The organism is Caldanaerobacter subterraneus subsp. tengcongensis MB4 (genome assembly GCF_000007085.1).
GTDB classification, from domain to species: Bacteria; Bacillota; Thermoanaerobacteria; order Thermoanaerobacterales; family Thermoanaerobacteraceae; genus Thermoanaerobacter; species Thermoanaerobacter subterraneus.
Genome location: NC_003869.1, coordinates 2563713 through 2587812, shown reverse-complemented (window position 1 = coordinate 2587812; position 24100 = coordinate 2563713). Strand labels below are relative to the sequence as shown.

The following is a 24100-nucleotide window of genomic DNA, read 5'->3' as shown; positions in this document are numbered from 1 at the left end:
ATTTAACATATTTATCGGCATGTTCGAGAAAGAATATTAGTCTAAACTACAGCATAAAATATAAAGAAGGAAATAAAATTTTGCTTTTTGGAAAAAGTGTGGTATAATTAAAACGATTAGATGAAGAAAGGATGGGGAAAGTGGGGAGCGAAAGCTATAAGTTTTTGCTCTTTTTAAAAGAGTACCAGAAAAACCTTATAGCTTTTTTATTTGCCCTTTTTTTAGGACTGGCTTTTGTGGTATATGAAAATGGATTTGCCTATAACGTGCTGGTAGATGGAGTAAGTATTGGCGTCACAAGAGATGTTGAAGGGGTAAAAAGGGTAGTAGAAGAAATCAAAAAAGAAGAGATGCAAAAATGGGGCGATGTGGTCTTTGACCAAGAGATAAGCTTTGAAAGGATTAGGGTTTCAGGTGAAAGAGTCAAAGATGCTAGGGAAATAGAGGCTAGCTTGAAAAAGATTCTGAGCCTTACCTGCAAGGCTTATGCCATAGAGGTCAATGGAAAGCCGGTTGCATTTTTAAAATCAAAAGAAGAAGCTTACAAAACTCTAGAGGATTTAAAGAGCGAGTATAAAAAAGATGCAGACAAAATCTATTTTAAGGAAGAAATAAAGATAAAAAGTAAGTACATATCTCCTACAAAGTTGGTTGAGGAAAAAGAGGCTTTAGAAATATTGAGAAAGCCTCTGAAAGAGGCAGTTACATATGAGGTAAAAGAAAATGACAGCCTCTGGAGTATAGCGAGAGAGCATGACATGTACATACAGGACATATTGAAGCTGAATCCTGGGCTTACTGAGAATTTAAAGCCTGGGCAGATTATATATCTTTCAAAAGAAGTCCCCTTGGTCACAGTTGTTACAGAAAAAGAGGTAACTTACAAAGAAGAAATTCCTTTTAATACTAAATTTACAAAAGATGATAAACTTTTTGTTAACCAATCAAAGGTTCTAGTGGAAGGGGAAAAGGGGTTAAAAGAGATAAAAGCGGTAGTGATAAGTCACAATGGAGTTGAAGTAAAGAGGGATATAAAAGAAGAAAGAGTGCTAAAAGAGCCCATTTCTAAAATAGTAGCAGTTGGTTCAAGGAGAGTCTCTTACGTAGCTACGGGCTATTTTAGCTATCCAGCGAGGGGTACTATAACCTCGAGATTTGGCCCTAGGTGGGGAGGTTTTCACACAGGGGTTGATATAGCAGCACGATATGGGAGCCCGATTTATGCTTCAGATGGCGGAACAGTGATTTTTGCCGGTTGGGAGAGCGGTTACGGATATCTTGTTAAGATTGACCATCACAATGGGTATGTGACCTATTACGGGCATGCCAGTAAGCTTTTGGTGAAAGTGGGAGACAAAGTTGAAAAAGGGCAAAAAATCGCACTGGTAGGAGCGACAGGCCATGCTACAGGGCCTCATGTGCATTTTGAGGTGAGAAAAAATGGCGTGCCAATTGACCCGATGCGCTTTTTAGGAAGATAAGCCCGAATTGGGCTTTTTTCTTTTTGAATGAACTTGCCCCCTTTGGATATGAATGCTATAATACAAAATGAAAGGTATAAATATGGGCTGTATCACTCACCAAGTGTAGTACATATTTTAATTTTTTGGGGTGATACAGCATGAATAAAAAGATTTTAGTCTCTATAATAGGAATCATTTTTGTTTTTTCAGTGCTATTTTTCAACAGTGTAAATGCTACTTTTTACCCTTATGTGAAGGATGTGGGTAAAGCTAAGCTCGTCAGAAGTGTAAAAGATTTCAAAACTGCAGAGAGTGAGCATTTCATCTTAAAATACACTCCTCAGGATGAAAAATACACTTCTCTTGTGCTTGACATAGCAGAAAGACATTTTAAAGGCGTAACAGAAGACTTGGGCTACGTTCCCCGTGAAAAAGTGCTAATTGTGATGTACAGTGATGCCAATAAAATGAATAGGGATTTTTCGCTGGCAAAGGGCACTAACGCAATGGGGCTTTATCTTAATGGAGTAATAAGCATACAATCTCCCTCTTTATGGATTGGAAATGAAGATAATCTTCCAGAAATTTTTGAAAAAGAAGGACCTATAGTGCACGAATTTGCACATTTTATAGTAGATGAGGTAGCAAAAGGTAACTACCCTGTGTGGTTTACAGAAGGTATTGCTCTTTTGGAGGAGTATCGAGAAAATGGAGTTTCATGGGGGGAAGGGCTTAAAGGGAAGCCTTACTCTTTAGAAGAGTTGAACTATAAATTCAATGAACTAGATGAAGTTTTGGCGTATAAAAGGTCTTTTGAGATTGTAAAAGCCATGTCTTACAAGTATGGTATGGAAAGTATAAGAGAAATTATTAAATATTTGGGGGAAGGCTTAAGCCTTGAGGAAAGTTTTTACAAAGTCACAGGAGATACTCTTAAAAGTTTTGTAGATTCTATAAAATAAAAGCAAGAAGAGTATTCTCTTCTTGCTTTAGCTCTATAAAATAAGGGGGCATAGAAAATGAGCAGCAAGATTTTGATTGTGGACGATGAAAAACCGCTTGTGGACATAATAAAGTATAATTTAGAAAAAGAAGGTTACATAACTTTTGAAGCCTATGACGGCGAAGAAGCCGTAAAGATGGCAAAAGAACAAAACCCTGACCTCATAATATTGGATGTGATGCTTCCTAAAATGGACGGTTTTACCGTTTTAAAGACTTTGCGGCAGTCCATGACAGTTCCAATTTTGATGCTCACTGCAAAAGAGGAGGAAGTAGATAAAGTATTGGGACTGGAATTGGGAGCTGATGATTATATCACAAAGCCTTTTTCAATGAGGGAGCTCGTAGCTCGCGTTAAAGCGAATTTGAGGCGGGTAAGTTTCAATGGCAGCGAGCAGAATCACATTATACGGATAAAGAATTTGAAGATCGACATCTTAAAGTACAAAGTGGAGAAGAACAACAAAGAGATAGAGTTAACCTCCCGAGAATTCGAGCTTTTGAGATTTCTCGTTTTAAACAAAGGGCTGGTCTTTTCAAGAGAGGCTCTTTTAGAAAAAGTGTGGGGTTACGAATATTTTGGCGATATTAGAACGGTGGACGTCACCATAAGGCGATTGAGAGAAAAAATAGAAGATGACCCGAGCAACCCAAAATTCATACACACAAAAAGAGGGGTTGGTTACTATTTTAGCGATGAAAAGCCGATTTAAGAGCATCCAGTGGAAGATAATATTATTATACAGTTTGCTGATCTTGGTTGCAATGGAAATTATATGGATTTATCTCTATAAATCCCTGGAAAACTATCATTTAAACAATTTTGACAACTACCTTGAGGCGCAGGCGAAGGGTATTTCTTTTACTTTAAAGGACAACATGGACATAAAGAGCTTGAAAAGTGTAATAAACATGTACATGGGGCCTAATTCCAACATAAAGTACGTTTACATCTTGGACAGCCACGGGAATATCCTGGCAAGCTCCACAGGAGATACAGGGAAGATGATGACACCCGCTATTGCAAAAGCTCTTTCGGGTGAGATGGGAAGTGAGCTCACAAAGGACTATTACTCTAATAGCACTATTAAAAGCTTTGCTATGCCAATTTACAACAGTGAGGGAAAAGTAAGTGGAGTTGTGTATTTAATCGGCTCTTTAAAAGGCATATATGATACTTTATGGGATGTCAACTTGATTTTAGCAAGTGCTACTTTGTTTGCACTTATAATTACTATGATATTAGGCTATATTCTTTCAAAAACCATAGCAGACCCTATAAAAGAAGTGACAAAGTATGCTCAAAGGATGGCAGAAGGGGATTTTGACATAAAAATAAATGTAAAGTCCGACGATGAAATAGGAAAATTGGGAGAGATGTTTAATTTCCTCTCTTCTCGTTTGAAGGAAACTTTAAATGACATACAAGGGGAAAAGAATAAAATAGAAGCTATCATCAAATTCATGAAAGACGGGGTTGTGGCGGCTGACGCAAATGGCAATATAATCCACTACAATGAAGCAGCTGAGAAGATGCTAAATAAAAAGTTGAGTTTAGGTATGCCTGTAGAAGAAGTGCTTCCTTTAAAAGAAGCAGAAAATCCCATCCCTATGACCTGCGACAACAGGGTGTTAATGATTAATGCGGCTTCTGTTAAAATTAACAATCAAGTAGAAGGCTATGTGTATGTAATGCACGATATTACAGAGCAGCACAAATTAGACCAGATGAGGAAAGAATTTGTAGCGAACGTCTCCCATGAGTTGAGGACTCCTCTTGCTACTATAAAAAGTTATGTAGAAACTCTTCTTTACAACGATGTGGACACGGAATATTCAAAGAAGTTTTTACGAATAATAGAAACAGAGACAGATAGAATGACTCGCCTAGTAAAGGACCTTTTGCTTCTGTCAAAGATGGATTCGGAAGAGAACAGTTTGAAACTGGAACCTTGTGATTTTAACGAAATAGTAAAAAATGTGGTAAACAGCCTATCTATTGAAGCTACCAAAAAAGGACATAATGTCATACTAAATTTGAGCGAGACGCTACAAAAGGTAAATGTGGATAAGGATAAGGTTGAGCAGATGGCAATGAACATAATAAACAATGCTATAAAATATACTCCTGAGGGGGGAGTCATAGAAATCTCTACGGCTTACGATGAAGAAGGAGTTACTTTCACTGTGAAAGATAACGGAATAGGCATTCCAAAAGAGGACCTTCCGCGCATATTCGAGAGATTTTACAGAGTGGACAAAGCGAGGTCTAGAGAATTGGGAGGAACGGGATTGGGGCTTTCAATTGTGAAACAGATAGTAGAGCTTCACAAGGGGAAAGTGAAGATAGAGAGCGAGCTGGGAAAAGGCACAGTAGTGACAGTACAGTTACCTTATTCTAAAAATTCGTAATCGTAATTTAATATTGCTGTAACATTGCTGTAATAATAGTGGTATATAATCGTACATGTAGAGGAAAAGGAGGGATATCCTTGAAAAAAGTAATCGCATTTGCTGTAGCAGTTTTGCTTATGCTTGCCTTATCTGTTTCATCAGCCTATGCAGCAAACCTCATAGTATTAAAGACAGATATTGACAATGTAAAGACGAATAACAAGTACTTTATAGTCTCAGGAAATGGACAACCTAACACCACTGTAGAGCTTATTTTAAATGACAATTTAAATGACAAATGGGTAATAGATGAGTCAGCAGTTTTTGCGAGGCTTGTCATTTTGAATCCGGGGGAAAATACGCTCTTATTAAAGGCTTACAAAGGGGACCAGGTGCAAATAATAAAAGGCAAAGTCATATTGACCAAGAAAGACGGCATATGGCAGATCACCATAACAGCTATTGAAGAACTGATAAAGTCATTATTGAAATAAGAGGGCTTAACTTATGAGGGAGAAAATAAAGTCTATAGTGCTTTTGTGCCTTGTCGGAGTGAGCGTTTATTTGACCTACACCTTATGGATATCCTTCCCTCAGAAAGAAATGTCTCTTGAAAGTAAAAAGTCCACGAATTCAGAAGTGGACCTTTTTCGTATAATAAGGCCTCAATACGCATTTTTAATTGAAGGTGGAAAAACTTATTTAGCCAGTGTAGATAATCTGTGGAGGCAGGTTGTGGAGTTTTTAAACAAAGAGAAGGAAATAAAGTTCACTTTAGAAGGAAAAAAGGATTCTGGAAACTCTTTAACTTTTGAGGGAATTAAATTTGTAATAGAAAAGGGATGGAATAAGGGTGTCCTAAAACAGATTCTCACTAGAGAAAGTGTAATTAGAAAGCTTGATGACAACGCCAGAATAAATCAGGTTTTGGTTGATTTTAAGCAAAATCAGGTAGTTTTTGAAGATGTGTACAGTAACAAAAGGTATGTATTTTCCTATGAAAGCATAAAAGATTTAAAGCCCCTTTCAACTGAGGACGCGACAGTATGTGATTCTGTATATGGCATACCTTTGACTGCGGTTTTTATGCCTAATATACACAATAAAACTATGATTAAAGAACTGGACCAGATTTTGTTGGATAAAATTTTTACTAATATCTCTATAGTGAGAAAAGTTACGGAAGACAATGGCAAGACTGTCTACACGGATGGGATGAAGAGTTTAAAAATTTTTGAAGACGGGTGCATTGAATTTTACAGCACATCTATAGAATCCTCTTCTGATGGTAAACTCGATTTTGTAAAATCTGCGGAGTTTTTAGAAAGACTGGGGCTAAACTGGAGAAATTTTTATTTGGCAGATGTAAAAGAAGACAATGGCCAGGTTTCCTTTTTCTTTGGGTACTCTTTCGACTTTCCTATCTGGTTTGATAAGCGCGATTTCCATCCAATAGAAGTGACTGTCTCAAATGGAAGTGTGAAATCAGCGCGAATTTTATACCTTAACGTGGAAGAGAAAGGCAAGATAACTTTTTCCCCTGAGAAAATGAGGAATCTTTTCAATGCTGGGCTAAAAATTTCTAAAAACAAAGGGGCGTTTCAAGCCTTTAGGATTGGATATATATACATGAATGGCCATTTCATACCTTCAATAAAGATGGAGTTCGAAAAAGGGAGTGTCTTCATAAACATGTTGAACGGAAAATTACTTAGCATTGGGGAATGAATATGAATTGGTCTAAAGCAAAGACGATAATGATAGTGACTTTTATATTTTTAAACCTTCTTCTTTACGCTGTAGTCGTGAAAACCCATGAACCTCAGATGTCAAAGCTTTCTTCTAAAGATTTCGCTGCTATAGAGAGGGTGCTTGAGGAAAATAATATTTTTTTGTCTACATCTCTTCCTAAAGAAGCTCCTCCTATGTCTCTTGTAAAGGTAAAAAGAGAAATTTTTGACGATAAGTTCGTATTGGACCATTTTATAAAAAGTAAGGATTACAGGAAATATGAGGATAATGGAGAGACTGTTTTTGAATTTGATAGTACTACAATAAAAATAGGGCATTTTAGCTTTTTCTTTCAAGAGAAAAGTGATAAATTTTTAAACATGACTTCTTCTGATAAAGAGAGATACATTGAAGATTTTTTAAAACAGCATTTTTTGAAGGAAAAAGACGGACAGATAGTGAAAATAGAGAGGAAAAGCAAAGGAGTCACTATAGAGTACAGGCAGTTTTACAATGGATATTTTGTTGACGACAGTTTCATCAAAGCAGATATTTCTGGTGATGAGTTCACAGTTTATAAAAAATGGTTTGATTCTGTGATTCCTGAGAAGGACAAGAAGGAAATAGTAGATGCAATCTTTGCTGTTTTAAAGCTTGTGGAGATAAAACCAGAAAAAGCTGTTGTCAAAATAGAGGATGTAAAGCTGGGATATTATTTTAACTGGCCTAATGCCTCAAAAGGAGAAGCTGTGCCCGTGTGGAAAATAGTATCTAATGAGGGTATTTACTATATAAACGCCTATACAGGCAATTTGGAAAGAGGGGAATAATCCCCTTTTTTATTTTGAAGATTTTTCTATGGGCTTTTATCACACAAACACTTGTAAAATATTATGAATTGTATTAAAGTATATAGTGTGGCAGTATCTGATTTTTAGATGATTTTTTGGTTGAAAGGAAGATGTGTATGGAAAAGTTTGTTATAAGAGGAGGGAAGCCTCTTCGTGGCACTGTCCAGATAAGCGGTGCTAAAAATTCTGCTGTTGCGGTTTTACCTGCGGCTCTACTGGCAGATAGTCCAAGTGTCATAGACAATCTGCCTGATATAAAGGACATAGAAACTTTGGCAGAAATAATAAAAAGATTAGGGGGCAAGGTAGAAAAAGGCAAACACGAAATAAAAATAGACCCCACAGGGCTTAATTCTTTCCATCCTCCCAGGGAATTGGCGAGCAGGATGAGGGCCTCATATTATCTCATAGGTGCGCTTTTGAGTAAGTTTAACGAAGCCATAATACCGATGCCGGGAGGGTGTAACATAGGAGTAAGGCCAATTGACCAGCACATCAAGGGTTTTGAAGCATTAGGGGCTGAGACTACTATAGAGCACGGTTTTATAAGGATTAAGGCAGAGAAATTAAGAGGAGCTCACATATATTTTGACGTTGTAAGTGTGGGGGCAACAATAAATTTGATGCTGGCAGCTGTCAAAGCAGAAGGGGTTACTATTTTAGAAAACTGTGCGAAAGAGCCTCATGTAGTTGATGTAGCAAACTTTTTAAATGCAATGGGAGCAAATATAAAAGGTGCTGGGACTGACACTATAAAGATTACAGGAGTGGACAAACTAGAGGGCTGCCATTACACAATCATCCCTGACCAGATTGAGGCTGGAACCTATATGGTGGCAGCGGCGGCAACGGGAGGAGACGTATATGTAAAAGGCGTAATTCCGACCCACTTAGAGTCGATAATTGCAAAGCTTGTGGAAATGGGAGTAATTGTGGAAGAGTATGACGATGTCATAAGAGTTAGAAGAGAAGGGCCTTTAAAAAGGGTTGATATAAAGACTTTGCCGTATCCAGGCTTCCCGACGGACATGCAGCAGCCTTTTGCGGTGCTTTTAGCCTTAGCTGATGGGATAAGTGTCATTACAGAAAATATATATGAGAACAGGTTTAGATATTTAGAAGAATTAAAGAAAATGGGAATGAAAGTGAGAGTGGAGGGAAGAAGCGCTATCATAGAAGGAGTGGGCAAACTGACAGGTGCACCAGTTTACGCGACAGATCTAAGAGGTGGAGCTGCAATGGTGATAGCAGGACTTGCAGCAGAGGGCATTACAGAAGTTTTGGACATTTACCACATTGACAGGGGATACGAAGCAATGGAAGTAAAGCTTCAGGCTTTAGGAGCTGACATAATAAGAATAAGAGAATGAGAGTAAAAATTCGTGTATAATGAACTGCATAACATCTAATCCTATTAATGGGGTGATGTTATGCAGTATAATTTTAATAAGTTAGTTGCTACTGCAATAATTTCGTCCTTTATCACTTCTTTAATTTTTATATACATTGCGCCTAATTTTTTATGGGGCAAAATTATTCCTATACCATATCCCCCTGAGTCGGGCTTAAAAAAAGAAATAGTGATTCCCGAGAGAGAGCCTCCTACTGTAGCAGAAGCGGTGGCAAAAAAAGCGACACCGGCTGTAGTTGGCATAACAACGCTGGAATTTGAGAGAAAGTATTATTTTTTAGAAAGGGCTGTTGAAGGAGTCGGTTCGGGATTTATAGTGCACCCCGACGGTTACATAATAACAAATAATCATGTGGTTAACGAAAATTCCAGAAATATAAAGGTTTATTTGAGCAATGGAAATATATTGCCGGGGAAAGTAATGTGGACTGACCCGGTTTTAGACCTCACTATACTTAAGGTAGATGCGAAGAATCTGCCAGTGATTGAGCTGGGGGACTCTGATAGGCTTTCTGTAGGTCAAACGGCTATCGCTATAGGAAATCCTTTGGGGTTAAGATTTCAGAGAACGGTGACTTTAGGAATAATAAGTGCACTCAACAGAAGCCTTCCCATAACTGAAGACAGTAAGCCCAAAATCATGGAAGACCTCATACAGACAGACGCTTCTATAAATCCGGGTAATAGCGGCGGACCTCTGATGGACTCTCAAGGGTACGCCATTGGGATAAATACTGCTAAAGTCACTACTGCAGAGGGTTTAGGCTTTGCAATTCCTATAAACATTGTAAAGCCTATTCTTAAAAAGGTCATTGAAACAGGGACTTTCAAACCGCCTTACTTAGGAATAGTGGCGTATGACAGAGAGATTGCGAGTTACATAACTGCAGATGTGTATATTTACGAAGGGATATACGTGGCGGATATAGACCCTACAGGGCCCGCCTATAAAGCTGGAATAAGGAAAGGTTATATCATACTGGAGGTAGATGGGAAACCAGTAAATACGATGACAGGTCTAAAGTGCATCATATACGAAAAAAAGCCGGGAGAAAGCATAAAAGTTAAGTATAAGACGTTGACTGGGAAGGAAGGTTATGTTACTATTGTCCTTGGAAAGTAAAAAGCTTCTTGTAATCTTAAGGTCAAAGTTGGCGCTACCATGTTTTTTGGAACAGGAGAGAGTTTGATGTATGTAGTGTGTGAAAAGCATTTAGAGGACGCTATTGAGGAGTTTGTGGAAGTGTACGAGCAGCCTCCTGACATCTACAAACTAGATGAGGTTTCTTTTACCGATTGGCTTGCTCCCCACAAATGTGATTTTTGCGATGAACCTCCTAAATATCTGGTGGTCTAAAGTGGGGCAAGAGGATGAAAATACAAATAATAGCTGTTGGAACTATTAAGGAAAATTATATAAAAGATGGAATAAAATTTTATCTGGACAAGCTGAAGAAAATATATGATATTGAAATTGTTGAAATAAAAGAAGAAGAGGACCCTGGTACTCCAGCAAGTAGAGAAAAGGTATTAGAGACAGAAGGAGAAAGGATTTTATACAAAATTGACAGGGAAAGCTTTGTGATAGCTCTTGCCATAGAAGGGAAAGAAGTTTCAACCGAAGAATTTGCAAGCCTTGTAAAAAAAGCTTTTGGTATGGGATACAAAAAAGTAGTCTTTGTAATAGGCGGTTCACTGGGCATATGGGGAAAAGTCAAAGAAAGGGCTGATGTAAACATCTCTTTTTCTAAGATGACTTTTCCTCATCAGCTCACAAGGCTTTTGCTTTTAGAGCAAATTTATTATGCTCTTTTGTAGTTTATTTGTGGTATGGTTCATTCCTCAATATTTTATAAGCGCGGTAGAGCTGTTCTGCGAGGAGCGTAGCAATTAATCCCTTTGACATTTTCATTTGCGAAATTGTAAATATTTCATCAAAAATCTCGATTCCTTCTCCTATTAAAAAAGTTATATCTGTTATGGATTTCATTTCTAGGTCCTTTATCTTTAAAGCAAATTTTTCGGAAGAGATGGTTTTCCCTTGAGGTGTAATCAATATTTTATAAGATTTTTCCAAATCTTTTACAGGAAGTTTTTTTGAATTTTTACAGATTGAAAGAGAAATGCTGCAAAACCTCTGCAATCTCTTAAAATATTCCTCTATGGCTTCTTGGTAAAAGGGTTCTATTTTTTTGGCTATGATAAAAAACTTGTAGTTCATTTTTTCACCTGCTTTTTCATTATATCCTTATTATATCAAAAAAACATTTGAAAATATTTTTTCACTTTGATACAATAATACAAAAACCAACTGATGGGGGTATAAACGTGTCGGTGCTAGAGGTTTTAAAAGAAAGAGGATATATCGCTCAAATGACCCATGAAGAAGAGATAGAGAAGCTTTTAGAAAAAGAAAAGATAACTTTTTACATAGGTTTTGACCCCACTGCTGACAGCCTGCACGTAGGTCATTTGATTCAGATAATGACAATGGCTCACATGCAGAGAGCCGGCCACAGGCCAATTGTGCTTTTGGGAGGCGGAACTGCCCTTATAGGAGATCCGAGCGGTAGAACTGACATGAGAAAAATGCTCACTAAAGAGGAAATAGATAGAAATGCTGAAGCCTTCAAAAAGCAGATGGAGAGATTCATCGATTTTTCTGAGGGCAAAGCTATAATGGAAAACAATGCTAAATGGCTCCTTGGCTTGAATTACATAGAATTTTTGAGAGATATAGGTGTTCACTTTACTGTAAATCGAATGCTTGAGGCGGAAGCTTTTAAGACTCGCATGGAAAGAGGCCTTACTTTCCTTGAGTTTAATTACATGCTAATGCAGGCTTATGACTTTTTAGAGCTTTACAGGCGCTATGGCTGTGTAATGCAGATGGGAGGAAATGATCAGTGGTCTAATATAATCGCTGGAGTAGAGCTTATACGCAAAAAAGAAGGCAAGCAGGCTTATGGAATGACTTTTGTGCTCCTTACAACAAGCGAAGGAAAGAAGATGGGCAAAACTGAAAAAGGCGCTATATGGCTGGATCCTAAAAAGACTTCTCCTTATGAATTTTATCAGTACTGGAGAAATATAGGAGACGCAGATGTGGAAAAGGCTTTGGCTCTTTTGACTTTCCTTCCTATGGACGAAGTGAGAAGGCTTGGGAGACTAAGGGATAAGGAGATAAACGAAGCTAAAAAGGTACTGGCTTTTGAGGTTACAAAGCTTGTACACGGTGAAGAAGAAGCCCTAAAGGCTCAGAAGGCGGCCGAAGCTCTGTTTGAAGGCGGCGGTGAAATGGAACACGTGCCCAGCATTGAAGTCTCTCAGGACATAATCGGAAGGAAAATAGTTGATGTGCTTTTTGAAGCTAAAGTCATACCTTCAAAGAGCGAGGGAAGAAGGCTTATTCAGCAGGGAGGCCTTTACATCAACGACAAGAGGGTAGAAAACGTGGATGAATGCATAAAAGAAGAGATGGTAAAAGAAAATGCCATTCTTGTAAGAAAAGGGAAAAAGGAATATCACAGGTTATTGGTAAAGGAATGAATGCAATATGATTTTCCTTTTTACTGCTCTTTATGCTGAAGCTTACCCTTTTATAAACTATTTTAAACTAAAAAGAGACCTTCAAAACAATTATTTTCAAGTTTTTTCAAATGACGAGGCCCTGCTAACTGTGACAGGAGTTGGCAAGATAAATAGTGCTATAGCAGTAGCCTACACTTTGGGAAGATATGGGATTTACAGGGATAGCTTTGCATTAAATTTTGGAATTGCCGGATCGAAGTTTCCACAAATGAAAGGGCATCTTTATTTAATCAACAAAGTGATAGACAGTGAAACTAAAAAGGTTTTTGTACCTGATGTTTTAGTTGACCATTCCTTTGAGGAAAGCGACCTTGAGACTTTTAACCATCCTGTAAAGGATGCTTATAGAATGGAAGCAAATTTGTGCGACATGGAAGGAAGCGGTTTTTACCAAGCCGCTTCAAAGTTTTTTGATGCCCATCAGATTTACCTTTTGAAGCTGGTGTCTGATTCCTTGGATTTTGAAGGGATTTCTCGAGACTTTGTGATTCAGCTTGTTGAAGAGAAATTAAAAGAAATAGGTGAATTCATCAAAATGATAAAAGAAAGTTTTAAAACCGAGGAAGTTTTTTCAGAAGAAGAAAAGAAGATTATTAAGACTTTGTCAGACAAGTTGAAGTTGACAGCAAGTCAGAGGCAGATTTTGTACAAAGCTTGCCTTCACTATAAAGTGCGGGAAAATAAAGGCGTTGATTTTTTAAAAGGTTTTTTTGGGATGGAGGTTACAAACAAAAAAGAGAGGGAGAAGGCCTTTGAAGAAGTTCTCTCACATTTACGTTGAAGAGGATGTAAAAAACCATCCTTTGACGATAAAAATATTGAATAAGTTTCCTAAGAGCAAAATTGTATATATTAACAGATACAGTGAAGTTTTTAACAGGCCCAATCAAAATTATTTGGTTCAGAAAAAGGGGCAGAACCTGATAATTGCTAAGAAAAGGCATGAGTTTGTGTATAAAGGGTCAGAACTTTGTGAAGATTTTGGAAATATACATTTTTTCCATACATCGAATATATACAATTGCGTCTATGAGTGTGAATACTGCTATCTGCAAGGGTTGTACCCTTCTGCTCACTTGGTGATATTTGTAAATCTGGAAGATTATTTCAGAGAAATAGACAAGCTCATAGAAAGAAAAAAGATATATTTGAGCATTTCCTATGAGACGGATTTGCTGGCATTAGAATATTTAACGGGTTTTACCAGAGAGTGGATTGAATACGCTTCTTCTAGGGACCTCCTTTTGGAGATTAGGACGAAGAGTGCTAACTTTTCTGCTCTAGAAGATTTGGAAATTCCACCAAATGTCATTTTTGCTTGGACTTTATTGCCCCAACCTGTAATTGATAGATATGAGAAATTTACTCCTTCTCTTGAGATGAGATTAAAAAGCATCAAAAAAGCCATTTCAAGAGGGCTTAGAATCAGAATATCCATTGAGCCTGTGATGTACTTGGAAAACTTTGAAGAAGTGTACAGCCAATTTGTTAAAGAAGTTTTCTCCTGCATTCCTGAAAAGAGCGTAAGAGATGTGAATATTGGCGCTTTTAGGCTGCCAAAAGAACAGGCAAAAAGGATAGAAAAGTTAAACGAGGCCTCCCTTATATTTTGCTATGACACTGTTGTGAAAGATGAGGTTTTTACGTACAGGAACGCTTCAGATTATGAGAATTTTGTTGCAGAAGAAGTAAAGAAATATGTCCCTTCAGAGAAAGTGTATGTCTTCAATAAAAAAGAAAAAAGCTCCCTTTTTTGAGGTTTTCCTTTACATCAATAAACTATGTACCTCCTTCGCTTTTTTCCATCTCTATTTCCTGCTTTTTATTATCTTTTAAGAGGCACAAATACACTTTCTCTGCGGAGGGGGGCCAGAGACGGAATTTTGAAGAAGAAAAGGTTCTTGTATAGGCAATTGGGGAAGATTGTTAAAAAATATCTTGATTTCTGCCCTTCTTTTACTTATAATATAAATCGGACCCAATACTTATGGGGGGGTAGGAGTAAGAGAGGTGATTCGATGCTGGAATATGTAAAAAGTTTGGAGCATTTCGAGGAAATAAGAAGTAAAGAAGATGACATTTTTATGCTTATGTTTTACTCAAATTCTTCTCAGAAAAGCTTGGAAGCTTTAGAAGTGATGAAGAAGTTTAGTGAGGACAATCCCAAAGTACCAGTGTACGTCGTCAATGCTTCAGAAGTAAAGGACATTCACCCGCAGTTTGGTATAAAAGTGGTGCCTTCTGTGATTTTGTTTAAAGAAAAAGAGCCGTGGCAGTTTGTGTTTGGACTTCAGAGCAAGGAATATTACGAAAAATTATTGGTAGTATCTCCAACAAAGTCATCAGATGGGAAAGAGCGAAAGCCCCTTAGAGTGACGGTTTATGTAAGTCCTTCTTGCCCGTGGTGCAATGCCACAAAGGCTTACTTGAGGCAGCACAATATACCTTTCAGAGAAATAGACGTGACCAAAAATCCGGCTGCAGCCGCTGAACTGGTAAGGCGAACAGGTCAGAGAGGTGTGCCCCAGACGGATATCAACGGTACAATAGTGGTAGGTTTTGACAAAGCAAAATTAAATCAATTGTTGGGAATTACAGAGCAATAAATTTTGGTATAATAAATATGGCGTTTCAAAAAATATATAGAAAGGGGAAGGTGTATGACAAAGATACAGCCGGTAAACGGGCATGCTCTCATCAAACTTGAAAAAGAGCCGGAGAAAAAAGTGGGCGGAGTTATAATACCCAAGTCTGCAGAAGAAAAATTGAATCAAGGGGTAATTGAAGCTATTGCAGCCGGTGCAACTGAAGAGCTGGCAGTGGGAGACAGAGTGATTTACAAGGAATTTTCTGGGACAAAGATAAAGCATGAGGGAGAGGAATATCTCATAATTCCTGTGGACGATATATTGGCAAAGTTTGTAGAGGTGGATGAGATATAAGAAGTCGGGGAAATTCGTTCCCGGCTTCTTATATTTTTACGTACAGTTTTTGACATATGTTTATTAAAAGAAAATAATTATCAACTTTATCCCTTCTTTTATTGATTTAAGAATTTTTGTGGTGTATAATAATATTGTTCGAGTATTCCTATAAAAATAGTCGGAATTAAAAAGGAGTTGTAAGAGATGAAAGAGGCTTTGCTTGAAATAAAGGATTTACATGTAGAAGTAGAGGATAAACACATTTTAAAAGGGCTTAATTTGACCATAAAAAAGGGAGAGATACATGCAATCATGGGGCCTAATGGCAGTGGCAAGAGCACATTGTGCCATGCCATAATGGGCAACCCTAGATATAGAATCACTGGCGGAGAAATTTTGTTTGAAGGAGAAAATATTACGAATTTAAAAGTAAATGAAAGGGCAAAGAAGGGTATATTTTTGTCATTCCAGTCGCCGGAAGAGATTCCCGGTATTACGGTCGATAACTTTATAAGGACTTCTTCCACTATCGTCACAGGGCAGAACATGTCAATGCTTCAGTTTGCGAAGGAAATGCAAAAAATGCTGGAACTTTTGGACATGAGCGCCGAATACAGGACGAGATATCTCAATGTAGGATTTTCTGGCGGTGAAAAGAAAAAGACAGAAGTGCTTCAGATGGCTTTTTTAAAGCCAAAGCTTGTGATGCTGGATGAAATAGATTCAGGGCTTGATATAGATGCGCTGAAAGTTGTTGCTGAAACTATAAAAAAATTAAAAACCGAGGATATGGCGATTCTGGTAGTCACTCACTATAACAGAATATTAAATTATTTAGAACCTGATGTTATATCTGTCTTGATGGATGGAAAGATTGTCAAAGAGGGAGATAAAGAGCTTGCTAGAATATTAGAAGAAAAGGGCTATGACTTTGTGAGAAATGGCGCATAGCCCTTGAGGAGGAATGAGCATGAGAAAGGAAGAGATTAGGGAGATAGATTTTAGCATATACAATATAAAGGACGAGGTTGAATACGAGTTTCAGACAGGTAAAGGGCTTTCCAAAGAAGTAGTGCTGGAGATATCTGAACAAAAGGGTGAACCTTCATGGATGAGAGAATTTAGGCTTAAAGCCTTAGAAATATATGAAAAAATGCCAATGCCTACATGGGGTGTAGATTTGAGTCAATTGGATATAAATTCTATTGTAGCTTATATAAGGCCAAGTGCAAGGAAAAAGACCTCATGGGAGGAAGTACCGGAAGAGATAAGGCGAACTTTTGAAAGATTGGGTATTCCTGAGGCAGAAAAAAAAGCTCTGGCTGGAGTAGGGGCCCAATACGATTCTGAAGTGATATACCACAACATGAAGGAAAGCCTTGCAAGACAGGGCGTAATCTTTGAAGATATGGACACGGCCTTAAAAAAATACCCTGACATCATAAGGGAATATTTTATGACAAAAAATGTACTTCCGACAGACCACAAATTTGCCGCTCTTCATGCGGCAGTGTGGAGCGGCGGAACATTTGTGTATGTGCCTGAAGGTGTAAAAGTGGAAGTTCCTTTGCAGGCGTATTTCAGGATGAATGCACCTGGTAGCGGACAGTTTGAACACACCCTGATAATTGCCGACAGAGGAAGCGAAGTTCACTTCATAGAAGGTTGTTCAGCGCCTCTTTACTCTGTCTCTAACCTGCACGCCGGATGTGTAGAACTTTTTGTAAAAGAAGGAGCTAGGATTATATACTCCACCATAGAAAACTGGAGTAAAAACACTTATAATTTAAACACAAAAAGAGCGATTGTGGAAAGAGACGGAATGGTAGAGTGGATTTCCGGTTCTTTTGGCAGTAAAAAGACAATGTTATATCCTGCTTCTGTCCTTGTGGGGAAAGGAGCAAAAGCGGAGTATACCAGTATCACTTTTGCAGCAAAAGGCCAGCATTTGGATACAGGGGCAAAAATGATACATTTAGCTCCTTATACTTCCTCAAAAATTTTGGCCAAGAGCATTTCAAAGGATGGAGGAATATCAACCTATAGGGGACTTTTAAAGGTAGGACCTGAGGCAGAAGGGGTAAAAGCTTCTGTCACCTGTGAAGGATTGATGCTGGACGACATTTCTAAATCTGATACTATACCGGTCATTGATATAGAAAATGACAATGTAGACATCGGCCACGAGGCAAAAGTTGGGAGAATAAGCGAAGAGCAGATATACTATCTCATGTCAAGGGGCCTTAATGAGGAAGACGCAAGGGCTATGATTGTGAGAGGTTTTGTAGAGCCCATCGCTAAAGCTCTGCCTTTAGAGTACGCAGTGGAAATGAACAGGTTGATAAAACTTGAGCTGGAAGGTGCAATTGGATAGGAGTGAAGCAAATGTTAAAAAGAATACCATGGGAGGAAATACAAAAACCAGCATACAAAGAGTACAATGCTTCTAAGATAAAAGATGTAGAACAGGAAGGAATATCTGTAGAGAGAATAGATGCGAATATTTTAAAAAATTTTACGACGGATAAAGCTTATGGGATAGATCCAAAGCTTACAGAAGAGGTGGAAAAGCATTATAATGCTGGATTTTACATTAAAATTTCCTCTGGCAAAGAAATTAAAAAGCCAGTGGTCTTTGATTACATTGCAAATTTACAAAATGACCTTTTGCTTGATTACAATGTAATTGAAGTTGAGCCATACTCTAAAGTTACGGTTGTCTTTGATTACAATTCAGGGGAGAAAGGTTTTAAAAATGGCATAACCAGGTTGATTGCAAAAGAGGGTTCAACTGTAAATATTGTAAAGATACAGAGATTGGGAGATGACTTTAGCGATTTTGATAACTGCTTGGTAGAGGTTGGGGAAAAAGCTACAGTCAACTGGTCAAATGTGGTCATAGGAGCTCATATTAGCGCTTTTGACGTATCAGTTTACCTCAGTGAAGAAGGCGGAAGTTTCACGGCAAAGTCTGTTTTTTTGGGTGTGGACAGTCAGAAGTACGACATGTCTTATAAAGTGTATCACTATGCTCCTAAGACTACTAGCAGTGTGGATTTAAAAGGTGCTTTAAAGGGGAGTGCAAAAGCTACTTTTATAGGAAATATTGATATTAAAAAAGGCGCTAAGAAAGCAAAAGCTGAAGAAAATGAGACAGTGCTCTTGCTTGACAAAACTGTCAGGTCAATTGCTATTCCTGCTCTTTACTGTGCAGAAGAGGATGTACAGGCAAATCACTCTGCCAGTGCAGGTCAGCTGGATGAAAACAAGCTCTATTATGTGATGAGCAGAGGTTTTAGCCTTGAAGAAGCAAGACTTCTTATGGTGCAGGCAGTGTTAAATCCTGTCATAGATTTGATTCCGTATGACCCCATAAGAGAGATAATCTTAAGGGGTCATATAGGGAGGAGGATTATAAAGTAATGATGGATGTGAAGAAAATAAGAGAAGATTTTCCGATATTTAATGTAAAGCCTCATGGAAAGAGGCTTGTATACCTTGATAATGCTGCTACCACCCAGAAGCCTGAGTCGGTTATAAAAGCCATGGAAGAATATTATGAGAAAATGAATGCAAATGTGTACAGAAGCCCTCATTATTTAAGCGTTCTATCTACAGAGGCTTATGAAAAGGCGAGAGACAAAGTGAAAAAGTTTGTAAATGCAAAGAGTGAGGAGTCCATTATTTTTACAAGAAATACTACAGAATCAATAAATTTTATTGCCTACACATGGGGAATGAAGCACATAAAAGAGGGGGACGAGATAGTTCTGACAATAGCGGAACATCACAGCAACATTCTTCCATGGCAGATGGTAGCAGAAGCAAAAGGAGCAAAATTAAAATATGTGTATCTTGATGAAAATTTCAGACTTTCAATGAAAGATTTTGAAGAAAAAATGTCTGATAGAGTAAAATTGGTGGCTGTACAGCACATGTCAAATGTCTTAGGGATAATAAATCCTGTGGAAGAAATTACACAAATTGCTCATAAGTATGGGGCAAAAGTGCTGGTGGATGGGGCTCAGAGCGTACCTCATATGAAAGTGGACCTTAAGAAAATAAATTGCGACTTTTTCGCTTTTTCTGGCCACAAGATGTTGGGCCCTATGGGAATTGGAGTTTTGTATATAAAAGAAGACTTATTAGATGAAGTGCCTCCTTTTTTGAGGGGAGGAGAAATGATAGACGAGGTTTATGAAGAATATTCCACCTTTGCACCTCCTCCTTTAAAATTTGAAGCAGGGACTCCCAATGTAGAGGGAGCTTATGTACTAATTTCTGCGATAGATTATCTTGAAAGGATTGGACTTGAGAATATATATGAACATGAAGCTAAACTTTTGGAGTATGGACTTGAAAAAATTAATGCCCTCGAATATGTAAAAACTTATGGGCCTATGGATTCAAAAGACAGAGGAGGAATAATTTCTTTCAATGTGGAAGGAGTTCACCCACACGATGTTGCGACAATACTGGATGAAGAAGGAATTGCAGTAAGAAGCGGTCACCACTGCTGTCAGCCTCTGATGAGATATTTAGGGGTTCCTGCCACTGTGAGAGCCAGCTTTTACCTTTACAATGACTTTGATGACATAGATGCCCTTGTGGAAGCACTTAAAAAAGTCAGGAAGTGGTTTAAATGAGCGATTTAAATCAACTTTATTCAGAGATAATAATGGAACATTATGAAAATTCTCCTCACAGAAGAGAGTTGAAGGAAGCAACCCTCAAGGAAAGGGGACACAATCCCCTTTGTGGAGATGATATTACAATATACCTTAAAATAAATGGGGACGTAATAGAAGATGCCTCTTTTACAGGTCACGGCTGTGCCATAAGTCAGGCTTCTACTTCCATGATGATTGACCTCATAAAAGGGAAGGATAAAAAAGAGGCTTTAAGGCTTGTACAGAAATTTATAGACATGATACACAAAAAAGACGTGGATTTAGAAGAATTGGGAGATGCTCAAGTACTGCAGGGTGTTTCAGACTTTCCTGCCCGTGTAAAATGCGCTTTACTGGCCTGGAAAACTCTTCAAGATACACTTAAGTAAACATTCAGACAGAGGGGACGGTTCCTTTTGTCCGGATTTTCAGACACAGGGAACCGTCCCTTTTGTCTGGTTTTATGGTTTTGCTGGAATAATCGAAGTTTTCAGTACTTTCCACATCTCGTCATTTATCAAACCCAGTCTCCAGAGTGCTATTCCATTTAAGCCGTATCTTTTCGCAAGACCTACCTTTATTGCAAAACTTTCAGGAGTTTCGCTGGGTATAGAAATTCCTAAAATCACTTTTTCTTTTGGTACTTCCTTTAAAGTTTCTTCAATTGCCTGTATCACTAGTTTTTCAGGTTCGGGTTTTTGACCGTAATCATAAGCCATCACAATGATTTTATCAGCTACCTGCCCCAGCAGTTTATAGTCATACCCTTTGTAAGCGCTATTTGGAGCATGAAGAGTTAAAGTAATTGTCTTAGATGAGCCTATTTTTTCACGGAGTAGTTCCACAAACTCTGTAAATTTTTCTTTTATTTTAGCTATATCTTCTTCTTTTTCGGTAAGTCCCAGACCTTCAAAGTCTAGATTTATTCCATCGTATAGCTTTGCCTCTTCAGAAATGGCAGAAATAGCTTTCCTTACGGCTTCATCTGAAAAAAGTAAATTAGAAAGAGTGCCGTCCCCATCTGTTACATGTACTACCATTTCTGATTTTAATTTGTACTTTGATAAAGCTTCTAAAACGTTTTCCCACCCCTCTGGCCTTTGCCATCCTGTAGAACTTTTTGTCAAGAGATTGCCTGAACTGTCTAAGCTGTACCATCCAAGAGCTATGGAGGTAAAATGCTGCGTATTGCCAGTATCGTATTCGGGATATTTCTTCCCAAATAAATTTGTCCAGCTGCTGGTTTTTTCATCGCCTAAGGCGTAAAAGCCTATTACTGACATTTCTCTAGCTGGAGAATTTATTTTTACTGTATAAGTTTCCTGTTCCCACTTAACGTCAAAACCGAAAGCTTCACTGAAAAAGCGAAGAGGTATGAGGACTCTATTGTTCACAATTTTAGGTGCTACAAGGAGCTTAAAAGGGGTATTGTTTTTATAGGCAATTTTATTTCCTACTTGAAGTTTGACGATAGAGTTTTTATAGGTAGCTGTCACTGTCTGGGAAGTATCATTCCAGTCTACGTTTACATTTAAAGCTTCAGCAATAGCGCGGAAAGGAACTAATGTGGTTCCTTCTTCTAATAAGGGCTTTGTGTCAAATTCTATTGGATATCCATCTAGGATTACAGTTATTTCTTTTTCCTGACCATACCCTTCAATAGGGGGTGTAAGTAGGACAAAGAGGATAAAAGAAAAGAAAAATATGAAAAACCTTTTTACATTTTCCATCATTTTCCCTCCCTTAATACTGATTATACGACAAAAAGGATTTAGAGACAAATAAAAAATTTTTAAAAATTAAGAAGGAAAATGGAAATTGGTGTAGAATATTATACATACAAAACCAATATAACCATATCTTCACTGGAAATTGTGCATGAGGTGTTGAAGATGAGAATAACTCTGGAATTTACAGGAGAAAAAAATTTAATACTGCCCATTCATTACAATTACATAGTACAAGGGCTTTTGTACGATTTGATGGGCGATACAGATTTTGCTGCTTTTCTCCACGATGTTGGCTTTCAGTATGAGAAAAGGCGGTTTAAATTGTTTACATTTTCTAGAATTGAAGGGGAATTTCAAATTGTAGAAAAGCCAAACGGACAAAAGAAGATAATAATAAAGCCTCCATTTAAATTCACTGTTGCATCTCCTTTGGAAGAAGTGATAATTGATATTTCAAAAAATATTTTAAAGCGAGAATATTGTCATTTTAATGGACAAAAGTTTACATTAAATTCTTTAAATATAGAAAATCCTCCAATTTTTAAAGAAAAGGCCAGGATAAAGTTTATCTCTCCAGTTGTGATGTATACTACCTTAAGAAATGGAGAGAAGAAATACACTTATTATTATTCGCCCTGGGATGAAAAATTTTCTCCCTTGCTTTTAAATAATCTTGTAAAAAAGTATGAATTGGTGTACAAGATAAAACCTAAAAATCCCCATTTTAAGCTTATACCTTTGACGGAAAAAGAAGACAGAAGATATTCTAAGGTGATTAAATACAAAAATGTCTATGTAAAAGGGTGGATGGGTATATACGATGTAGAAACAACGCCTGAACTTCTGGAGCTTGCCTATTACACGGGCTTAGGGGCTAAAAATTCCCAAGGGTTCGGGTGTTTTGAGATAATAGGGTGAAGGAATTACTATTTAAAATAGTAACATATTACATAGAAAAATTTGAGCAATTTGGATAAAATAATTGACAAGGTGGAAGAGGGCGGAATTATCATGAAAAATCCAAACAAAAAGGAAAGGCTAAAAAAACAAAAAGAAGTTTTAATAGCAACTTTAGGAAGTGAACCACAGGTCGTCACTATTGCTTTAGATGAGTTGTTAAAAAAAGGGTATCCACTTAGTAAGGTAATTGTGATATATACCAAGAGCCCCAAAGTACTTGATGCACTAAGAATTTTAAATGATGAGTTTTTAAAGGAATTCTATAAGATGGAATTTACTAAAGTACCTGTAAAACTTTATTCCCGTGATGAGGTGATAGAGGATTTTCTCACAGAAGAAAGTATAAAGGCTTTGCTAAGTACTATTTATAAAGAGGTTCGAGAACTTAAACAAAATGGTTTCACAATCCATTTTCTTATTTCAGGCGGACGAAAAATAATGGGCATAATAGGAATGCTGGTAGCTCAGCTTTTGTTTGGGGATGAAGATCGTTTATGGTATCTTATTACAGAAGGTTGGGAACCGGGGAATGAGCGCAAACTTCATCTTTCAAGTGAGGAAAAAGTCTGGTTAGTGCAAATACCTGTAATACGTTGGTCAGAAGCTTCTACTTTAATGCGCACAGTAGCGGAGATAGGGGACCCTAGTGAAGTTGAGGCTTGGTATAAAAAATTGACTAAAAAAGCGGAGATGAAGAGGAGGAAGGAGTTTTTAGATCATTGGCTTACCCCTGCAGAAAGAGAGGTCGTTGAGCTTGTGTGTAGAGGTTATGACAATGCATCTATATCTCAAATTCTTCATAAAAAAGAGCAGACAATAGCAAACCAGTTGCAAAGTATTTATGAAAAATTAAAGGAGTGGATGGATTATCCCTCTATGAAAGTAGATCGCAATCTTCTCATTGCAGAATTTGCACCCTATTTTGCCTTAAAAGATCTATAAGAATAACTACATATGGAGGGTTTTTGCAATGTTTCTCATAAATTTTTCACATCCTCTAACAGAGGACCAAATTCAAAAACTAGAAGAAAAATTGGGGCAAAAAATAGAACGCGTTATGGAAATAGATGCTTATATAGACCAGCAGAAACCCTTAATTCCTCAAATTGCTGAATTAGTAGATAGAGTAGGGTTTACATCTCATGAATGGCAAACAGTACCTTTTATACTAAATCCACCATCTCTCAGCATAAGCGCAGTAACTCTTTTAGCAGAGGTACACGGAAGGTGTGGTTATTTTCCTCCAGTATTACGCCTTCGCCCAGTAGAAGGAAGCCTTCCCCTCCAGTTTGAAGTTGCAGAGATTATTAACTTACACCAAGTGAGGGAGGAGGCAAGGAGGAGAAGGTAAAAAAGAATAAATTGATGAAACA

General features: G+C 37.7%; 27 protein-coding genes. 24 read left to right on the top strand and 3 right to left on the bottom strand.

Annotation, left to right across the window (positions count from 1 at the left end; all coding sequences use genetic code 11):
• Nucleotides 1-131: 131 nt before the first annotated feature.
• The 11 genes from TTE_RS12790 to rlmH all read left to right on the top strand — a co-directional run bounded on the left by TTE_RS12790 (nt 132) and on the right by rlmH (nt 10670).
• On the top strand, nt 132-1481 hold the full coding sequence (locus tag TTE_RS12790) for a M23 family metallopeptidase (RefSeq protein WP_011026683.1): 1350 nt from the start codon (nt 132-134) through the stop codon (nt 1479-1481).
• 140 nt (nt 1482-1621) lie between these two features.
• The gene (locus TTE_RS12785) at nt 1622-2425 is read left to right on the top strand and encodes a hypothetical protein (RefSeq protein WP_011026682.1); all 804 of its coding nucleotides are present in this window, start codon (nt 1622-1624) and stop codon (nt 2423-2425) included.
• Nucleotides 2426-2482: 57 nt separating this feature from the next.
• On the top strand, nt 2483-3178 hold the full coding sequence (locus TTE_RS12780) for a response regulator (RefSeq protein WP_011026681.1): 696 nt from the start codon (nt 2483-2485) through the stop codon (nt 3176-3178).
• Nucleotides 3162-4877, top strand: coding sequence for an ATP-binding protein (locus TTE_RS12775; protein ID WP_031314318.1), 1716 nt, complete (start codon nt 3162-3164; stop codon nt 4875-4877). The genes TTE_RS12780 and TTE_RS12775 overlap by 17 nt, the downstream gene beginning before the upstream one ends.
• 80 nt (nt 4878-4957) lie before the next feature.
• Nucleotides 4958-5353, top strand: a complete 396-nt coding sequence (locus TTE_RS12770; protein ID WP_011026679.1) for a hypothetical protein — start codon at nt 4958-4960, stop codon at nt 5351-5353.
• Between the two features lie 13 nt (nt 5354-5366).
• On the top strand, nt 5367-6587 hold the full coding sequence (gene yycH, locus TTE_RS12765) for a two-component system activity regulator YycH (RefSeq protein ID WP_011026678.1): 1221 nt from the start codon (nt 5367-5369) through the stop codon (nt 6585-6587).
• A gap of 2 nt (nt 6588-6589) precedes the next feature.
• A complete protein-coding gene (locus TTE_RS12760) occupies nt 6590-7420 on the top strand; it encodes a two-component system regulatory protein YycI (protein ID WP_041587242.1) in 831 nt (276 codons plus the stop codon).
• A 137-nt stretch (nt 7421-7557) separates the two neighbouring features.
• Complete coding sequence (locus TTE_RS12755; protein ID WP_011026676.1) at nt 7558-8811, top strand: UDP-N-acetylglucosamine 1-carboxyvinyltransferase; 1254 nt, start codon at nt 7558-7560, stop codon at nt 8809-8811.
• A gap of 60 nt (nt 8812-8871) precedes the next feature.
• A complete protein-coding gene (locus TTE_RS12750; RefSeq protein ID WP_011026675.1) occupies nt 8872-9975 on the top strand; it encodes a S1C family serine protease in 1104 nt (367 codons plus the stop codon).
• 66 nt (nt 9976-10041) lie between these two features.
• Entirely contained in the window at nt 10042-10209 is a 168-nt protein-coding gene (locus TTE_RS13650; protein WP_011026674.1) for a CxxH/CxxC protein, read from the top strand.
• 14 nt (nt 10210-10223) lie between these two features.
• A complete protein-coding gene (rlmH, locus tag TTE_RS12745) occupies nt 10224-10670 on the top strand; it encodes a 23S rRNA (pseudouridine(1915)-N(3))-methyltransferase RlmH (protein WP_011026673.1) in 447 nt (148 codons plus the stop codon).
• A gap of 1 nt (nt 10671) precedes the next feature.
• Here the strand turns inward: rlmH and TTE_RS12740 are convergent, their stop codons facing one another.
• Nucleotides 10672-11073: a 23S rRNA (pseudouridine(1915)-N(3))-methyltransferase RlmH gene (locus TTE_RS12740; RefSeq protein ID WP_011026672.1), complete on the bottom strand. Its 402-nt coding sequence runs from the start codon at nt 11071-11073 to the stop codon at nt 10672-10674.
• Nucleotides 11074-11180: 107 nt separating this feature from the next.
• Between TTE_RS12740 and tyrS the strand changes: the two genes are divergently transcribed.
• The 3 genes from tyrS to TTE_RS12725 are packed head-to-tail and all read left to right on the top strand — an operon-like array spanning nt 11181 to nt 14200.
• The gene (tyrS, locus tag TTE_RS12735) at nt 11181-12401 is read left to right on the top strand and encodes a tyrosine--tRNA ligase (RefSeq protein ID WP_011026671.1); all 1221 of its coding nucleotides are present in this window, start codon (nt 11181-11183) and stop codon (nt 12399-12401) included.
• Nucleotides 12402-12408: 7 nt separating this feature from the next.
• Nucleotides 12409-13224 (top strand): hypothetical protein, encoded by an 816-nt coding sequence (locus TTE_RS12730; protein ID WP_011026670.1) that lies wholly within the window; start codon nt 12409-12411, stop codon nt 13222-13224.
• A complete protein-coding gene (locus tag TTE_RS12725) occupies nt 13196-14200 on the top strand; it encodes an SPL family radical SAM protein (protein WP_011026669.1) in 1005 nt (334 codons plus the stop codon). The genes TTE_RS12730 and TTE_RS12725 overlap by 29 nt, the downstream gene beginning before the upstream one ends.
• Nucleotides 14201-14222: 22 nt before the next feature.
• Here TTE_RS12725 and TTE_RS14675 read toward each other — a convergent pair whose 3' ends face one another.
• Nucleotides 14223-14357: a hypothetical protein gene (locus TTE_RS14675; protein WP_081427449.1), complete on the bottom strand. Its 135-nt coding sequence runs from the start codon at nt 14355-14357 to the stop codon at nt 14223-14225.
• A 104-nt stretch (nt 14358-14461) separates the two neighbouring features.
• Between TTE_RS14675 and TTE_RS12720 the strand changes: the two genes are divergently transcribed.
• The 7 genes from TTE_RS12720 (at nt 14462) to sufU (ending at nt 20426) form a co-directional block, all read left to right on the top strand.
• Nucleotides 14462-15049 (top strand): glutaredoxin domain-containing protein, encoded by a 588-nt coding sequence (locus TTE_RS12720; RefSeq protein ID WP_022587862.1) that lies wholly within the window; start codon nt 14462-14464, stop codon nt 15047-15049.
• Nucleotides 15050-15103: 54 nt separating this feature from the next.
• Nucleotides 15104-15385 (top strand): co-chaperone GroES, encoded by a 282-nt coding sequence (locus TTE_RS12715; RefSeq protein WP_011026666.1) that lies wholly within the window; start codon nt 15104-15106, stop codon nt 15383-15385.
• 186 nt (nt 15386-15571) lie between these two features.
• The gene (gene sufC / locus TTE_RS12710; protein WP_011026665.1) at nt 15572-16318 is read left to right on the top strand and encodes a Fe-S cluster assembly ATPase SufC; all 747 of its coding nucleotides are present in this window, start codon (nt 15572-15574) and stop codon (nt 16316-16318) included.
• A 19-nt stretch (nt 16319-16337) separates the two neighbouring features.
• Nucleotides 16338-17741, top strand: coding sequence for a Fe-S cluster assembly protein SufB (gene sufB, locus TTE_RS12705; protein WP_011026664.1), 1404 nt, complete (start codon nt 16338-16340; stop codon nt 17739-17741).
• 11 nt (nt 17742-17752) lie between these two features.
• On the top strand, nt 17753-18790 hold the full coding sequence (gene sufD / locus TTE_RS12700; RefSeq protein ID WP_011026663.1) for a Fe-S cluster assembly protein SufD: 1038 nt from the start codon (nt 17753-17755) through the stop codon (nt 18788-18790).
• Entirely contained in the window at nt 18790-20013 is a 1224-nt protein-coding gene (locus TTE_RS12695; protein WP_011026662.1) for a cysteine desulfurase, read from the top strand. The genes sufD and TTE_RS12695 overlap by 1 nt, the downstream gene beginning before the upstream one ends.
• Nucleotides 20010-20426, top strand: a complete 417-nt coding sequence (gene sufU / locus TTE_RS12690; protein WP_011026661.1) for a Fe-S cluster assembly sulfur transfer protein SufU — start codon at nt 20010-20012, stop codon at nt 20424-20426. Before TTE_RS12695 ends, sufU begins: the two co-directional genes overlap by 4 nt.
• Before the next feature lie 72 nt (nt 20427-20498).
• Here sufU and TTE_RS12685 read toward each other — a convergent pair whose 3' ends face one another.
• Nucleotides 20499-21767, bottom strand: a complete 1269-nt coding sequence (locus tag TTE_RS12685) for a stalk domain-containing protein (RefSeq protein ID WP_011026660.1) — start codon at nt 21765-21767, stop codon at nt 20499-20501.
• Between the two features lie 162 nt (nt 21768-21929).
• On the opposite strand from TTE_RS12685, the gene cas6 reads away from it, so the two are divergent.
• The 3 genes from cas6 to csx15 all read left to right on the top strand — a co-directional run bounded on the left by cas6 (nt 21930) and on the right by csx15 (nt 24078).
• On the top strand, nt 21930-22685 hold the full coding sequence (gene cas6 / locus TTE_RS12680; protein ID WP_011026659.1) for a CRISPR-associated endoribonuclease Cas6: 756 nt from the start codon (nt 21930-21932) through the stop codon (nt 22683-22685).
• Between the two features lie 93 nt (nt 22686-22778).
• Nucleotides 22779-23669, top strand: a complete 891-nt coding sequence (locus TTE_RS12675) for a CRISPR-associated protein Csx14 (RefSeq protein ID WP_011026658.1) — start codon at nt 22779-22781, stop codon at nt 23667-23669.
• Between the two features lie 28 nt (nt 23670-23697).
• Nucleotides 23698-24078, top strand: coding sequence for a CRISPR-associated protein Csx15 (csx15, locus tag TTE_RS12670; RefSeq protein WP_011026657.1), 381 nt, complete (start codon nt 23698-23700; stop codon nt 24076-24078).
• The last annotated feature ends 22 nt before the right edge of the window (nt 24079-24100 follow it).

Coding starts and splice junctions, on each gene's coding strand:
- sufD (WP_011026663.1), top strand. CDS start 17,753: ATGTTAAAAAGAATACCATGGGAGGAAATACAAAAACCAGCATACAAA.
- TTE_RS12790 (WP_011026683.1), top strand. CDS start 132: ATGGGGAAAGTGGGGAGCGAAAGCTATAAGTTTTTGCTCTTTTTAAAA.
- sufB (WP_011026664.1), top strand. CDS start 16,338: ATGAGAAAGGAAGAGATTAGGGAGATAGATTTTAGCATATACAATATA.
- rlmH (WP_011026673.1), top strand. CDS start 10,224: ATGAAAATACAAATAATAGCTGTTGGAACTATTAAGGAAAATTATATA.
- TTE_RS12785 (WP_011026682.1), top strand. CDS start 1,622: ATGAATAAAAAGATTTTAGTCTCTATAATAGGAATCATTTTTGTTTTT.
- TTE_RS12775 (WP_031314318.1), top strand. CDS start 3,162: ATGAAAAGCCGATTTAAGAGCATCCAGTGGAAGATAATATTATTATAC.
- TTE_RS12755 (WP_011026676.1), top strand. CDS start 7,558: ATGGAAAAGTTTGTTATAAGAGGAGGGAAGCCTCTTCGTGGCACTGTC.
- TTE_RS13650 (WP_011026674.1), top strand. CDS start 10,042: ATGTATGTAGTGTGTGAAAAGCATTTAGAGGACGCTATTGAGGAGTTT.
- sufC (WP_011026665.1), top strand. CDS start 15,572: ATGAAAGAGGCTTTGCTTGAAATAAAGGATTTACATGTAGAAGTAGAG.
- yycH (WP_011026678.1), top strand. CDS start 5,367: ATGAGGGAGAAAATAAAGTCTATAGTGCTTTTGTGCCTTGTCGGAGTG.
- TTE_RS12780 (WP_011026681.1), top strand. CDS start 2,483: ATGAGCAGCAAGATTTTGATTGTGGACGATGAAAAACCGCTTGTGGAC.
- TTE_RS12715 (WP_011026666.1), top strand. CDS start 15,104: ATGACAAAGATACAGCCGGTAAACGGGCATGCTCTCATCAAACTTGAA.
- TTE_RS12685 (WP_011026660.1), bottom strand. CDS start 21,767: ATGGAAAATGTAAAAAGGTTTTTCATATTTTTCTTTTCTTTTATCCTC.
- csx15 (WP_011026657.1), top strand. CDS start 23,698: ATGTTTCTCATAAATTTTTCACATCCTCTAACAGAGGACCAAATTCAA.
- TTE_RS12750 (WP_011026675.1), top strand. CDS start 8,872: ATGCAGTATAATTTTAATAAGTTAGTTGCTACTGCAATAATTTCGTCC.
- cas6 (WP_011026659.1), top strand. CDS start 21,930: ATGAGAATAACTCTGGAATTTACAGGAGAAAAAAATTTAATACTGCCC.
- sufU (WP_011026661.1), top strand. CDS start 20,010: ATGAGCGATTTAAATCAACTTTATTCAGAGATAATAATGGAACATTAT.
- TTE_RS12720 (WP_022587862.1), top strand. CDS start 14,462: ATGCTGGAATATGTAAAAAGTTTGGAGCATTTCGAGGAAATAAGAAGT.
- TTE_RS12730 (WP_011026670.1), top strand. CDS start 12,409: ATGATTTTCCTTTTTACTGCTCTTTATGCTGAAGCTTACCCTTTTATA.
- TTE_RS12695 (WP_011026662.1), top strand. CDS start 18,790: ATGATGGATGTGAAGAAAATAAGAGAAGATTTTCCGATATTTAATGTA.
- TTE_RS12675 (WP_011026658.1), top strand. CDS start 22,779: ATGAAAAATCCAAACAAAAAGGAAAGGCTAAAAAAACAAAAAGAAGTT.
- TTE_RS12740 (WP_011026672.1), bottom strand. CDS start 11,073: ATGAACTACAAGTTTTTTATCATAGCCAAAAAAATAGAACCCTTTTAC.
- TTE_RS12760 (WP_041587242.1), top strand. CDS start 6,590: ATGAATTGGTCTAAAGCAAAGACGATAATGATAGTGACTTTTATATTT.